At 57.6% G+C, this 11,985-nt stretch carries 13 protein-coding genes; 5 read left to right on the top strand and 8 right to left on the bottom strand.

Translation table 11 applies throughout. The features are described 5' to 3' along the window. Positions 1–251: 251 nt before the first annotated feature. Positions 252–1,379 carry an SMC-Scp complex subunit ScpB gene (scpB, locus tag KUV22_RS05275; RefSeq protein ID WP_222229090.1) on the top strand — a complete coding sequence of 376 codons (1,128 nt, stop codon included), beginning with the start codon at positions 252–254 and terminating at the stop codon, positions 1,377–1,379. After that, on the top strand, positions 1,376–2,245 hold the full coding sequence (rluB, locus tag KUV22_RS05270) for a 23S rRNA pseudouridine(2605) synthase RluB (RefSeq protein ID WP_222229088.1): 870 nt from the start codon (positions 1,376–1,378) through the stop codon (positions 2,243–2,245). Before scpB ends, rluB begins: the two co-directional genes overlap by 4 nt. Positions 2,246–2,320: 75 nt before the next feature. Here the strand turns inward: rluB and KUV22_RS05265 are convergent, their stop codons facing one another. The 3 genes from KUV22_RS05265 to KUV22_RS05255 form a co-directional block, all read right to left on the bottom strand. Further along, a complete protein-coding gene (locus KUV22_RS05265) occupies positions 2,321–3,019 on the bottom strand; it encodes an SRPBCC family protein (RefSeq protein ID WP_222229086.1) in 699 nt (232 codons plus the stop codon). A gap of 158 nt (positions 3,020–3,177) precedes the next feature. Continuing rightward, positions 3,178–4,590 (bottom strand): ATP-binding protein, encoded by a 1,413-nt coding sequence (locus KUV22_RS05260; protein WP_222229084.1) that lies wholly within the window; start codon positions 4,588–4,590, stop codon positions 3,178–3,180. A gap of 3 nt (positions 4,591–4,593) precedes the next feature. After that, positions 4,594–5,301: a response regulator transcription factor gene (locus KUV22_RS05255; protein WP_222229082.1), complete on the bottom strand. Its 708-nt coding sequence runs from the start codon at positions 5,299–5,301 to the stop codon at positions 4,594–4,596. Between the two features lie 254 nt (positions 5,302–5,555). Here KUV22_RS05255 and KUV22_RS05250 point away from each other — a divergent pair, with 254 nt between their 5' ends. The 3 genes from KUV22_RS05250 to KUV22_RS05240 all read left to right on the top strand — a co-directional run bounded on the left by KUV22_RS05250 (position 5,556) and on the right by KUV22_RS05240 (position 7,317). Beyond that, positions 5,556–6,074 carry a Spy/CpxP family protein refolding chaperone gene (locus KUV22_RS05250; protein ID WP_222229080.1) on the top strand — a complete coding sequence of 173 codons (519 nt, stop codon included), beginning with the start codon at positions 5,556–5,558 and terminating at the stop codon, positions 6,072–6,074. A 282-nt stretch (positions 6,075–6,356) separates the two neighbouring features. Continuing rightward, entirely contained in the window at positions 6,357–6,908 is a 552-nt protein-coding gene (locus KUV22_RS05245) for a flavodoxin (RefSeq protein WP_222229079.1), read from the top strand. 7 nt (positions 6,909–6,915) lie between these two features. Further along, a complete protein-coding gene (locus KUV22_RS05240; protein WP_222229078.1) occupies positions 6,916–7,317 on the top strand; it encodes a hypothetical protein in 402 nt (133 codons plus the stop codon). Between the two features lie 40 nt (positions 7,318–7,357). On the opposite strand, the gene dapE is transcribed toward KUV22_RS05240, so the two are convergent. From dapE to dapC, 5 genes are all read right to left on the bottom strand, one after another. Further along, complete coding sequence (gene dapE, locus KUV22_RS05235; RefSeq protein ID WP_222229077.1) at positions 7,358–8,485, bottom strand: succinyl-diaminopimelate desuccinylase; 1,128 nt, start codon at positions 8,483–8,485, stop codon at positions 7,358–7,360. A 104-nt stretch (positions 8,486–8,589) separates the two neighbouring features. Continuing rightward, on the bottom strand, positions 8,590–9,621 hold the full coding sequence (dapD, locus tag KUV22_RS05230; protein WP_222229076.1) for a 2,3,4,5-tetrahydropyridine-2,6-dicarboxylate N-succinyltransferase: 1,032 nt from the start codon (positions 9,619–9,621) through the stop codon (positions 8,590–8,592). Positions 9,622–9,673: 52 nt separating this feature from the next. Beyond that, entirely contained in the window at positions 9,674–10,018 is a 345-nt protein-coding gene (locus KUV22_RS05225; protein ID WP_222229075.1) for an ArsC family reductase, read from the bottom strand. Between the two features lie 36 nt (positions 10,019–10,054). Further along, complete coding sequence (nth, locus tag KUV22_RS05220; protein WP_222229074.1) at positions 10,055–10,735, bottom strand: endonuclease III; 681 nt, start codon at positions 10,733–10,735, stop codon at positions 10,055–10,057. Positions 10,736–10,744: 9 nt separating this feature from the next. After that, complete coding sequence (gene dapC, locus KUV22_RS05215) at positions 10,745–11,920, bottom strand: succinyldiaminopimelate transaminase (RefSeq protein ID WP_222229073.1); 1,176 nt, start codon at positions 11,918–11,920, stop codon at positions 10,745–10,747. Between the last annotated feature and the right edge of the window lie 65 nt (positions 11,921–11,985).

Genomic DNA, 11,985 nt, shown 5'->3' with positions numbered 1-11,985 from the left:
GGTGCAGACACTGAGGATGCATTGGACACTGAAATCCCGGCTGAAAATCGCGGTGAAACCAAAGATGGCCGCTACAGCTATGAGTTTTCGTTCGCCTCCGAAGCCGATGCACGAGAGTTTGCGTCACAGGCAGCGGAGCCCGTAGACACGCCGGTTGCCGGCGACGATGTCGAGCCGGAACAAGAATCGAGTAGCACAGCTCGAGTACGTCCTATATCGCTGTTCAGCGAAGAGTGAGTGAAGCGAATAACATGAGTATCGCCCCGGAATTATTGCGCCGGATCGTGGAAGGCGCGCTGATGGCGGCGGGCCAGCCGCTGTCGGAAGATCGCCTGCTTTCCCTGATTGACGAAGGGGAGCGCCCCGAAAAATCTGAGCTGAAGCAGGCGCTGGAAGAGATTGCCGAAAGCTGTGCCGAGCGCGGCTTTGAGCTCAAGCAGGTGGCCAGTGGTTGGCGCTTCCAGGTGCCTGAGGAACTCGCGCCCTGGGTGAACAAATTGTGGGAGGAAAAACCCCAGAAGTACTCCCGTGCGACCTTGGAAACCCTCGCCATTATTGCTTACCGTCAACCGATTACGCGGGGTGACATCGAGGAAATCCGCGGTGTCGCAGTAAGCTCGCATATTGTTAAGAGCCTCTCCGAGCGCGGCTGGATCAAGGTTGTGGGCCAGAGAGATGTGCCGGGCAAGCCTTCGCTCTATGCCACCACCCGAGAATTCCTCGATTACTTCAATTTGAAGAGCCTCGACGATCTGCCGACGTTGGCGGAAATACGCGATATTGAAAGCCTGAACGCGGCGCTGGATCTCGGTGATGGCGCGCCGGTCCCTGAGGGTGACGCGCAAGCTGCCGAGGCGGGCGCAGAAGATGCGGCAGAAGCGGAAGTCGCAGACGAGACTGTGGCGGAAGATGCTGGTGAAGCAGCCGCTCAAGACGCGGATGAGAGCTCGGAAGAGACTGTGGGTGAGGTTGCGGACGAAGACATCGATCACGACACCGACGAAGACTCTGACGAAGAAATCGACGAAGAACCCGTAGCGACGTTCTACGAGGGTGCGCAAAGTAAAGGCCTGTTCGCGGCGGCCGACGAAGCCGCTGCTGCGCAAGTAGAAATCGCGCAGGACGACAGCGAGGTCTACCCTGAAGAGGCGGCAGCAGACGAAAACGTGCCTGCCGTCGAAGAGGAGAGTGCAGCACAGGATCTTTCAGAGGAGTCCGTCACACAAGAGCTGGCCGCCGAGGAACCAGTTGCAGAGGGCGTGCTCGACGAAGACGATCTGCAGCAAGATGCACAGGCGGAAGAGAATCTGCAGGATGTTGCCGAAGGCGACGGGCAGGATGAAGATGAACAACAATCCCCGGAAAACCTCCATTCATGAGTAATGAAGCAGCGCCATTGGGCGAAAAACTGCAAAAAGTATTGGCCAGGGCTGGCATGGGTTCGCGCCGGGAGATGGAGCGAGCCATTGAGGCGGGCCGGGTCACCGTAAACGGCGAAGTCGCCGGACTCGGTGAGCGGGTCAGCGAAGACGACCAGATTGAATTCGACGGCAAGCGCATTTCCGGTGGCGATGAAAACCGCGTACGTGTGATTCTGTATAACAAGCCCACGGGAGAAATCTGTTCCCGTCACGACCCGGAAGGTCGCCCGACGGTGTACGATCGGCTGCCGCGCCTGAAAAGCGGGCGCTGGATTTCCGTTGGACGACTGGACTTCAATACCAGTGGTCTTCTCTTGTTCACCAATAGTGGTGAGCTGGCCAACAAACTGATGCACCCGTCATCGGTCATTGACCGCGAGTATCTGGTTCGCATTCAGGGCGACGTGGATGACGACATGAAAAAGCGCCTGACCAAAGGTGTTTTGCTGGATGACGGTCAGGCGCGGTTTACCGATATCGTGGAAAGCGGTGGTGAAGGCACCAACCGTTGGTTCTACTGTGTCGTTATGGAAGGGCGTAACCGCGAGGTGCGTCGTTTGTGGGAATCGCAGGGCGTGCGCGTCAGCCGCCTGAAGCGCGTGCGTTACGGCAGCGTGTTTATTCCGTCGCATGTACGCGTGGGCCAGTGGATTGAAATGGAGCCCAAGGAAATCGACGACCTGTGTGTTACCGCTGGTCTGCCGAAGCTTGGCCAGCGCACGCTGACCCAGTCGGAAAAAGAAATCCTGCAGCGTCAGCGCCGCAAACTGCGCAAGTCGCCGGTGGCAGCGGGAGGGCGTGCGCCCAAACGCAAGAGCCGTTGATTGGGCGCTGATAGATATGAAAAAGGCAGCCATTGGCTGCCTTTTTTGGTTTGTATGCGCGCAAACTTCGCCGTGTCAGGGTTGAATCTCTTGTTTTGGCTCGCCCAGTTCGTCGCCGCTGCTATCCGGTGACTCTACATCATCACCCTCGATAATCTCGTTTTCCATTCCCGGGTCTACATTTTCCGGTTCAATATTGCTGCCTTCCGAAGGCAGCGCGTCGCGGGTGTCTACCGCGGGAGCGCCCGCATTGGCTTCGGACTCTACCAGCGCTTTGAGCTTGTCGAGCCCTTCGGCATAGGACTCGCCAACCATTCTTGAAACCATCAGTCCCATCCAGCGTGCAATGGGGCTGCCGCCCATGTCGGAACTGAATGACCAGGTGACGTTTGTGCCACTACCCTGCGGTTTGAGGGTGAATTCCGCTTTGGCCTTTCCCTGGGCGCCGAAGTCGAGATCGGTCGCAATCCGGGAGTAGGGCTCGCTCGCGGTAATGGTCTGGGTGCCATTGCCCACGTTGGGATCTTCGCTCTTCCAGTGCATTTCCGCGCCTTTACCTTCGGGGTTCCCGGTATAGGTGTATTCCGTACTCGGATCGATCTGGTACCAGGGCGACCATTTATTGAAGTTCTGGAAGTTGTTTAGGTAGGGGAACACCACTTGTGGAGGCTGGGCGATATACACGCTGCGCTCGGTGGTTGCCTCGCGCGGAAACAGAAAGCCCGCCAGTACCAGCAGAGCCAGGAAAATCAGAAGGTACAGTAACCAGCGCATGGCGGACTCCGGGTAGCAAAGGGGCAAGATATCTGTGTCGACGACTGGCAGCGGCAAACATGATGCTGTGCGGGCGGCCGGCAGCTCGACAAAGTGTACTGGCTAGAATTGTGGTTCGCCAGTCAGCGCGTGGCGCGAATATTTTTCTAATATGACGACTAGAAACCGCTTTCCAGTGTAGGCAGGGTAATGTTCACCGTCAGGCCGCCCTGTGCAGCGTTGCATGCCTCGATACTTCCCTGATGCTGGGCCACGGTGCGCTGTGCGATGGCGAGTCCCAGGCCAAACCCGCCACTCTCGCGACTGCGCGCTTCGTCGGTGCGATAGAAGGGCCGGAAGATCGCTTCCAGTTCAGACTCGGGCACGCCGTTACCGGAGTCGCTAACCTGAATTTGGCAGTGACCCGGCTCGGTGGCGTTGCCGGTCTGAGCGGTTGTTTTCGCCGGAATACCGGTGACGGTCACGGTAGCCTGGCCACCCGAAGGGCTGTATTTGATCGCGTTGCGGAGAATATTCTCTAGTGCGGCGGTGAGCGAACTGCCGCGTGTGGCGACCAATAGTTCTGTGTCGTCGAGGCGCAGGTTGATGGAGACATGCTTTTGTTGCGCCTCATCTTTGAGCTCGTCGCAAAGCGCCGCGAGCAGACTGTTAATTTCCACTACGTCGTCCAGCGGCCGCTGATTGTCGCCACTGACGGGTAGGGAAAGTATGTCGGCGATGATGTCTTCCAGGTAGTCTGCCGCTTTGCCTATTTTGTCCAGTTCCGGGTCCAGGGCGTGGACGTTTTTCTGGCGGGCAATGGCGAGTGCTACTTGCAGGCGTGCCAGCGGCGAGCGTAACTCGTGGGAGACATCCTTGATGAGCCGGCGCTGCTCGGTCATCGACTCCTGCAGTTGTGCCGTCATCGAGTCGAAATCCGCAGCCAGCTCACCCAGTTCGCGGCCGTGACCGTGTAGCGAGGGTGTCACCCGGTAGCTCAGATCGCCCGCCGCCACCCGCCGCGTCGCCACCCGCAGGTTGTCGAGGGGCTTACTCAGATAGCGTGCCAGCAGATAGCAGGCCAGTCCGGAAGCCAGCGTGGCTAGCACCAGGATTGGCCAGAAACTACGCAGGATAAATCGCAGCACCAGCTCTTCTTTACTCTTGCCCGCCATGAACACCACACGCAGGGTTTCGCCACCGCGTCGCTGCACGAAGAAACCGATACTGGGTTTTTTATCCACGAGTCCACGGGTTTCGCGGTTGCGGTAATTCAGGCTGGCAAAAAGAGGGGCCATGTTCCTCGGGATGGGGCGCTGCAGTACTTCCTGGCCAAATTCGTCGATGGCGTATATGCGCTGTTGAACCTCTTTCGGTTGTTGCCCTAGCCAGTGGCCAAAGTGCTCTGTACCGTGTCGGCGGGTCATGCGCAGATTGTGGGTCACTTCGCGGAACAGCTCAACGCCTTCCCAGCGATCCTGTTGCGCGGGGTCGCCAAACTCGCGGATGTGGGTGATGTACACCGCAACCAATACCATGATGACCGCGGTCAGCCAGGCTCCGAAAAAGATTCGTCCAAACAAGCTGCGCATGGTTTACCCCTGAGAGCGGGTGAGCATATATCCTGCACCGCGAATATTGATAATCAGTTCACGGCTGGCTCCCTGTTCGCCCAGCTTCTTGCGAATATTACTGACGTGCACATCGATCGAGCGGTCGTAGGGCATTAATTTTCGCCCCAGCGCCTGTTCGGTGATGATTTCCTTACTGACAACCTGGCCGGCATTCTCCACGAGTACCTTGAGCACGGAGAATTCCGCACCGGTCAGGTTTACCGGTTGCTCGTTCCACTGGCACTGGTGCTCTCGGGGCAGCAGGCGCAGTGGCCCACTGACGAGCACATCGTTGCTCACTTCTTTTTCTTCTGCGCGCCCGCGCCGCAATATGGCGCGTAGTCGCGCCGCGAGTTCACGGGGATTACAGGGCTTGGGGAGGTAGTCGTCGGCGCCCATTTCCAGGCCCACGATGCGGTCCACGGTGTCGCCTTTTGCGGTCAGCATCACTACCGGCAGGGAGTGGCCGGGATTACTGGCATCTTCGCGCAGCTTACGCAGAACCTCGAAGCCGTTGTGCACGGGTAGCATCACATCCAGCACCAGAGCGTCAAAGGCTTCACTGCGGGCCAGCTCCAGGCCGCGACCACCGTCGTTGGCGACCGTCACCTGAAACCCTTCACCCACCAGAAACTCTTCGAGCAGCTCGGTGAGTTCAATATCGTCATCTACCAGCAGGATATGGCTCATGGGGTGAAGTCTCTTTATTGGCGCGGCGGCACTGAATTACTGGAGGAATTATATGCATAGTGCTGGGGCTATTCGGGAAATGGTATCGCGTGTTTTACCGTTCTTAACAAATGTTTACCTGCTTTATCCCCTATTTACACTGCACGAGCCTAGTATGCACCTACCGACTCGGGAAACACGCAAACTCACAGGCCAACCGATTAAGCCGAAACCCAAGTTTGCCTTACAGCACAGCGAAATTTGAGGAATCGAATATGAAACATCTCGTTATAAATAAATGGAAAGCTTTGGCCGGTACTGTGGTTCTCGGCGGCGCATTAGCAACCTCCGGAATGGTCATGGCTTTCCCGGAGGGCGACAAAGGGCACGGATACCACAAAGCGAGCCATCACAAGGGTGGTGACCACCACGATCGTATGTTTGAGCGGCTGGCGGAAAAGCTGGAGCTCACCGAAGGCCAGAAGGCGCAGCTAAAGGCGAATCGTGACGCAGGTAAGGAGGCGCGTGAGGCGGACCGCAAGGCAATGCACGAGGTGCGCAAGCAATTGAAGGAAGCCATCGATTCCGGTGCAGACCGGGCCACGTTGAATAGTCTGGGTACCAAGCTTGGTGAGCTGGAAGTGCGCAAGATGCAGCACAGGGCCGAGATGCGTAAACAGTTCGAGGCGATTCTCACGGATGACCAGAAGGCCAAGATGGAGCAGATGAAGGCCGAGCGCAAGGCCCGTTGGGAGCAGCGCAAAGAGCGTCGTGCGGGCAAGCAGTCAGATTAAGCGTTTCGCCTCGCTCAGTTTTCAGCCAGTCATACTCTCTCGCTGTTGGACTTATCGGTCCCCCAGCATTGGACTCGCCGGCCCCAACCCCAACCGCCGGCAGAGTCCCCATCCTGATGCCCCTGTCTTACAGGGGCTTTTTTTGTGCCTGAGAATGTACCTCTAAATGTACCCCCAAGATTGTCTCTGCGCCTTGCTGAACCCGGCTATTGTTGGGAAAATGCCCGCCCCATAGACGCCCGCCCAAGTGGCAGGGTGGTTTCGAGTAGTTGAGGAGACACTGTGAGTAAGATCGGCCTGTTTTACGGTAGCGACGAGGGCAATACCGAAGGGGTGGCCCAGAGAATCGCCGCGCGCCTGGGAGAGGACCGGGTGGACATCCACGATATCGCGGATGTCACACAGTTGGAGATCGCCGACTACACGCAGCTGATCCTGGGCATCCCAACCTGGGATTTCGGCCAGATTCAATCTGACTGGGAAGACTTCTGGGAAGATGTTCAGGAGATCGACTTTACCGGTAAGACCGTAGCGCTGTTTGGTCTGGGTGATCAGTTCGGCTACGGTGACTACTTCCTGGACGCCATGGGCATGCTACACGACGTCATCGTCGCCAACGGTGCCACTGTTATCGGCTATTGGTCTACGGAAGGGTATGAGTTCGAAGCATCCAAGGCTGAAATCTCGGGGCAGAACCTGTTTATGGGGCTGGCTATTGACGAGGACCAGCAGGAAGAACTGACCTGCGGGCGACTGAACGAATGGTGCCAGCAGATTGCCGTCGAGTTTGATCTGGAGGGTGGTGCCGAGAGCGTCACCCAGCTCGAGGACTGACAGGTTAATGGATAATCCCGAAATGGCGGCGCCGTCCGATTCCGGTTCGCTCGTGCTACAAGACTTCTGGCCGTGGCTCTCTGATCACTGCAACTGTATTTTGCGCGCCGGTACCCCGGACGTCATCATGTACGATCATGATGATTTCCACTGGCGGTTCACCCAGGAAAACCCGCGCACGCTGCTGGTTCAGCTGGTGCGTGGCAAGCGCCTGATCGGTGAAGTGTTTATTGAGCCGGATCTGGTCTCCGCGGTGCGGATGACTCCGGGTGACAAAGATGAAGTGATTTTCGACCTGATGGCCGAAGCCGATGGCGAGGAGCAGGTGATGTATTACTTTGTAATGGCCCACGGCTACGACGGTCACGCGCAGCCGGAGCCCACAGTGCGGCACGGCAGGTTGCATTAACTTCTGGGCGAAGCCTGTAAACCTGCCGGGCCGACTGTAATCAGGCCAGTAGGCCGCGCAAGACTTCCCGGTACATATCCTTTACCAGATCCAAATCTTCCGCTTTTACGCACTCATCCACTTTGTGGATGGTGGCGTTCACTGGGCCCAGCTCCACAACCTGTGCACCGGTTGGCGCAATAAAGCGGCCATCGGATGTGCCTCCCGCAGTGGACAGCTCGGTTTCCCGTCCGGTCACTTTGCGAATCGCTGCCTGCGCGGATTCAACCAGCGGGCCGGCGGCGGTCAGAAAGGGTTGTCCGCTCAGGTTGAAATTGGCTTCATATTTGAGCCCGTGCTTATCGAAAATAGCGCGGGCGCGGCTCTCCAGTTCTTCCGCCGTGGTTTCGGTGGAGAAGCGCCAGTTGCACACGACCTTCACATCACCGGGAATCACGTTGGTAGCACCGGTGCCGCCGTTGATATTGGAAACCTGGAAGCTGGTGGCCGGGAAGAAATCATTGCCCTGATCCCACTCTTCGGCTGCGAGTTCTGCCAGTGCCGGTGCCAGCATGTGTACCGGGTTTTCTGCCAGGTGCGGGTAGGCCACGTGGCCCTGAATTCCGAACACGGTCAGTTCCAGCCCGAGCGAACCGCGGCGGCCATTTTTGATGACGTCGCCGGCGAGGGCGGTACTGGATGGCTCGCCAACCAGACACCAGTCGATTTTCTCGTTGCGCTGTTCCAGCCACTCCACCACTTTCACGGTGCCGTGTTTTGCGGGGCCTTCTTCATCACTGGTAATCAAAAAGGCGATGCGGCCTTTGTGGTTGGGGTGCGCGGCGACAAACTCTTCACAGGCGATGACCATGGCGGCCAGAGAACCTTTCATATCGGCGGCGCCACGGCCGTAGAGCATACCTTCGACGATTTCCGGCTCGAACGGCGGGATCTTCCAGTTTTCTTCGGGGCCGGTGGGTACCACGTCGGTGTGGCCGGCGAAGGCAAACAGTGGGCCTTCTTCACCGCGCACAGACCAGAAGTTGTCGGTATCACCGAAGCGTAGGTGTTCGGTTTTGAAGCCGATTTTTTCCAGGCGTTCGAGCATAAGCTGCATGCAGCCCGCGTCTTCTGGGGTTACGGAGCGGCGACTAATCAGGTCGCAGGTTAATTGTACTGTCGGGGTCATGGGGTGCTTCTGGCTCCGTGGTAGTTGGAGCGCTATTCCTGTATGTGGGCGGGCGGCTGCCGGTCACTTCAATCGAGTTCCGGCAGCGGCCAGTGCGAGACAAATTAGTTGCTGTGCAACTCCGCGTTCAGCTCAATGGCACTTTTGTTGGTCAAACATTCAACCGCGCCGGTCGCAGAGTTGCGGCGGAACAGCAGGTCGGACTTGCCCGCGAGGTCGCGCGCTTTTACCGACTCGGCAACCTCGCCTTTGTCATCCAGTACGGCAACCTTGGTGCCGGAAGTGATGTAGAGACCAGACTCAACAGTGCAGCGGTCGCCCAGAGGAATACCGGTACCGGCGTTGGCGCCGAGCAGGCAGCCTTCGCCCAGGGAGATCACGATATTGCCACCGCCCGACAGGGTACCCATGGTGGAGCTGCCGCCGCCGAGGTCAGAGCCGGCACCCACGAATACGCCAGCGGAAATACGGCCTTCGATCATGCCTGGGCCTTCGGTGCCCGCATTAAAGTTTACAAAACCTTCGTGCATGATGGTGGTGCCTTCACCCAGGTAAGCGCCTAGGCGTACACGGGCGGTATGGGCGATACGGACACCAGTCGGTACCACGTAGTTGGTCATTTTCGGGAACTTGTCCACGCAGGAAACTTCCAGCAGTTCGCCCTTGAGGCGCGCTTCCAGCTGGCGCTGGGGAAGTTCTGCCAGATCGATTGCACCCTGATTGGTCCAGGCCACGTTGGCCAGTTGGCCGAAGATACCATCCAGTTTGGTGCCGTGCGGCTTGACCAGGCGGTGAGACAGCAGGTGCAGCTTCAGGTAAGACTCGGGCACGGACTGTGGCGCGTCGTCACTGTGCAGTACCACCGCAACCAGAGGACGCTGACTGCTGGCGAATTGACGCAAAATGGCTGCTTGCTCTTCGGCGCCGGCACTCGCCAGGTTATCCGCGAGCGGCTGCAGCTGCGCCTCTTCCAGAGCAATCGCGACATTGCCGCCGTCGATATCGAGGGTGCTGGTTACTGCTTTGGCGATATCGTCGGACGGATTTAGCAGCGGCTGCGGGAAGTAGACTTCCAGCCACTCGCCCTTGCTGTTGCAGGTGCCAATGCCGAAGCCAATGCTGTATACGTTGCTCATGATGGTTTCCTTGTACTGAGTCTGATTTTTTTGCGGATTAGATGCGGTCCGCTTATTTGGCGAAACTGGCGTAGGTATCGGCCTTGAAGCCAAACAGGGTATCGCCGCCCTTGGTGAGTACCGGACGCTTGATGAGTGTCGGTGTCTCGTTGGCCAGGGTCGCCGCGCTGGTGTTATCCATAGCGTCTTTCTGCGTCTGATCTAAGGCGCGCCAGCTGGTGGAACGGCGGTTCAGTACCTGCTCCCAGCCGAATTGTTCCAGCCAGCTAGCCAGGGGTACCGTATCCATACCGTCTTCACGGAAATCGTGGAAGCGGTATTCCACTGCATTTTGCTCTAGCCATTTACGGGCTTTTTTTACGGTGTCACAATTTTTAATGCCGTACAGGGTAATCATTTCAAATCCTGTGTCTGTCACGCCGAACCGAATGGATCAGGCCTTTTTGGTTTTCTTGGGGTGTTTTCTTGCCGGATAGCAGGTGGTGCAAATTTCACACACGGTGCCATCACAACCGCGCGCGGAGCAGAATTCGCGGCCGTAAAAAATGATCTGCAGGTGCAGCTTGTTCCACTTTTCTCGCGGAAAAACCCGCTTCAGGTCTTTCTCTGTCTGCGTCACGTTTTTGCCAGAGGTCAGACCCCAGCGCTGGGCCAGGCGGTGAATGTGGGTGTCCACCGGGAAGGCGGGGTGCCCAAAGGATTGGGCCATCACCACACTGGCGGTTTTGTGGCCCACACCGGGAAGTGTCTCCAGTGCTGCCATGTTTTCTGGCACCCGACCGTGATATTCGTTGACCAGAATTTCTGACAGCTTCTGAATCGCCTTGGATTTCTGCGGTGACAGACCGCAGGGGCGAATGACTGCCTGTATTTTCTCGACCGGTACCTTGGCCATGTCGTAGGGGTTGTCTGCCAGTTCCCACAGGGCGGGGGTGATTTGGTTTACGCGTTCGTCGGTGCACTGGGCAGAGAGCAATACCGCCACCAGCAGGGAGTAGGTATCGAAGTGATCAAGAGGGACCGGGGTTTCCGGGTACAACTCTTCCAGCCGCTGGAGAATAAAATCTACACGCTCTTGTTTGAGCAGGTTTTTGGCTGTCATGACATCGCTCATGGGTACTTCTTACTGACAAAACGTGCGGATACGTTGCGCCGCGTCGATACATTCATCCAGGGTGGCGACCAGTGCCATGCGGACGTACTCCGCCCCCGGGTTTATCCCATTGCTCTCGCGGGCCAGGTAGGCGCCGGGCAATACGGTGATGTGTTGTTGCCGGAAGAGCTCCCGCGCGAAGCTCTCTCCATCGCCCACACGAGGCCACAGGTAAAAGCTGGCGTGGGGTTTTTGTACGTCGATACAACCGTCGAGAATATCCAGCACCGCATCAAACTTTTGTCGGTACAGATCGCGATTTTCTTTTACGTGCTGTTCGTCTTGCCATGCGGCAATTGAGGCGTATTGGGTTGGCACCGGCATGGCGCAGCCGTGATAGGTGCGGTACAGCAGGAACTGCTCCAGAATCTTGCCGTCGCCGGCGACAAAACCCGAGCGCAAGCCGGGCAGGTTGGAGCGTTTCGACAGGCTGTGGAATACCACACAGCGCTGGTAATCATCCCGCCCTAGTTCCGCGCAAGCTTGCAGGAGGCCGGCGGGAGGGGTTACCTCATCGAAATAAAGTTCTGAGTAGCATTCGTCGGATGCGATGATGAAGTCATAGCGGTCGGCGAGCGCAATAAGCTGCTTTAAATCCTCCAGTGCCAGAAGGGCACCAGTTGGATTACCGGGCGTGCACAGGTAAAGAAGGCTGCAATCCTGCCAGACACTTTCGGGTACGGAAGCAAAGTCTGGTTTGAATCCGTTTTCCGCCGTGCAATTGATGAAGTAGGGCGAGGCACCGGCCAGAAACGCGGCACCTTCGTATATCTGGTAGAAGGGATTCGGCATCAGCACCTTGGAGCCCGGCGTCACCACTGCCTGGGCAAAGGCAAACAGTGCCTCTCTTGTGCCGTTTACCGGTATCACCTGGGTTTCTGCGTTCAGGGTCGACAGCTTGAAGCGATTGCACAGCCAGCTGGCAATGGTTTCACGCAGTGCTGGCGTACCTTTGGTGACCGGATAATTGGCCAGCGTTGCCAGGTTGTCGATCAGTTCGTCGCGTACAAAGGCGGGCGGTGTGTGCTTGGGCTCACCAATGGACAGCGGGATATGGTCAAGCGTGGCCGGGGCTTCGATACCCTCTTTTAGCTTCGCAAGCTTGGCGAAGGGGTATGGCTGCAGCTGGGACAAGTTTGGGTTCATATTATTGGTCTGTTTACTGTGCTAATTCCTTGCTGACCCGGCGTCGGATCGTTTCCTTGCCATCG

The sequence above is a fragment of the Microbulbifer agarilyticus genome (genome assembly GCF_019800665.1).
Taxonomy (GTDB): domain Bacteria; phylum Pseudomonadota; class Gammaproteobacteria; order Pseudomonadales; family Cellvibrionaceae; genus Microbulbifer; species Microbulbifer agarilyticus_C.
The sequence above is the reverse complement of the archived record's forward strand: the minus strand, read 5'-3'. Positions and strand labels throughout refer to the sequence as shown.

Bases quoted from the DNA above. Each gene is read 5' to 3' on its own strand.
- dapD (WP_222229076.1), bottom strand. From the start codon at position 9,621: ATGAGCAACGTATACAGCATTGGCTTCGGCATTGGCACCTGCAACAGC.
- KUV22_RS05250 (WP_222229080.1), top strand. From the start codon at position 5,556: ATGAAACATCTCGTTATAAATAAATGGAAAGCTTTGGCCGGTACTGTG.
- rluB (WP_222229088.1), top strand. From the start codon at position 1,376: ATGAGTAATGAAGCAGCGCCATTGGGCGAAAAACTGCAAAAAGTATTG.
- KUV22_RS05225 (WP_222229075.1), bottom strand. From the start codon at position 10,018: ATGATTACCCTGTACGGCATTAAAAATTGTGACACCGTAAAAAAAGCC.
- dapC (WP_222229073.1), bottom strand. From the start codon at position 11,920: ATGAACCCAAACTTGTCCCAGCTGCAGCCATACCCCTTCGCCAAGCTT.
- KUV22_RS05240 (WP_222229078.1), top strand. From the start codon at position 6,916: ATGGATAATCCCGAAATGGCGGCGCCGTCCGATTCCGGTTCGCTCGTG.
- dapE (WP_222229077.1), bottom strand. From the start codon at position 8,485: ATGACCCCGACAGTACAATTAACCTGCGACCTGATTAGTCGCCGCTCC.
- KUV22_RS05255 (WP_222229082.1), bottom strand. From the start codon at position 5,301: ATGAGCCATATCCTGCTGGTAGATGACGATATTGAACTCACCGAGCTG.
- nth (WP_222229074.1), bottom strand. From the start codon at position 10,735: ATGAGCGATGTCATGACAGCCAAAAACCTGCTCAAACAAGAGCGTGTA.
- KUV22_RS05265 (WP_222229086.1), bottom strand. From the start codon at position 3,019: ATGCGCTGGTTACTGTACCTTCTGATTTTCCTGGCTCTGCTGGTACTG.
- KUV22_RS05260 (WP_222229084.1), bottom strand. From the start codon at position 4,590: ATGCGCAGCTTGTTTGGACGAATCTTTTTCGGAGCCTGGCTGACCGCG.
- scpB (WP_222229090.1), top strand. From the start codon at position 252: ATGAGTATCGCCCCGGAATTATTGCGCCGGATCGTGGAAGGCGCGCTG.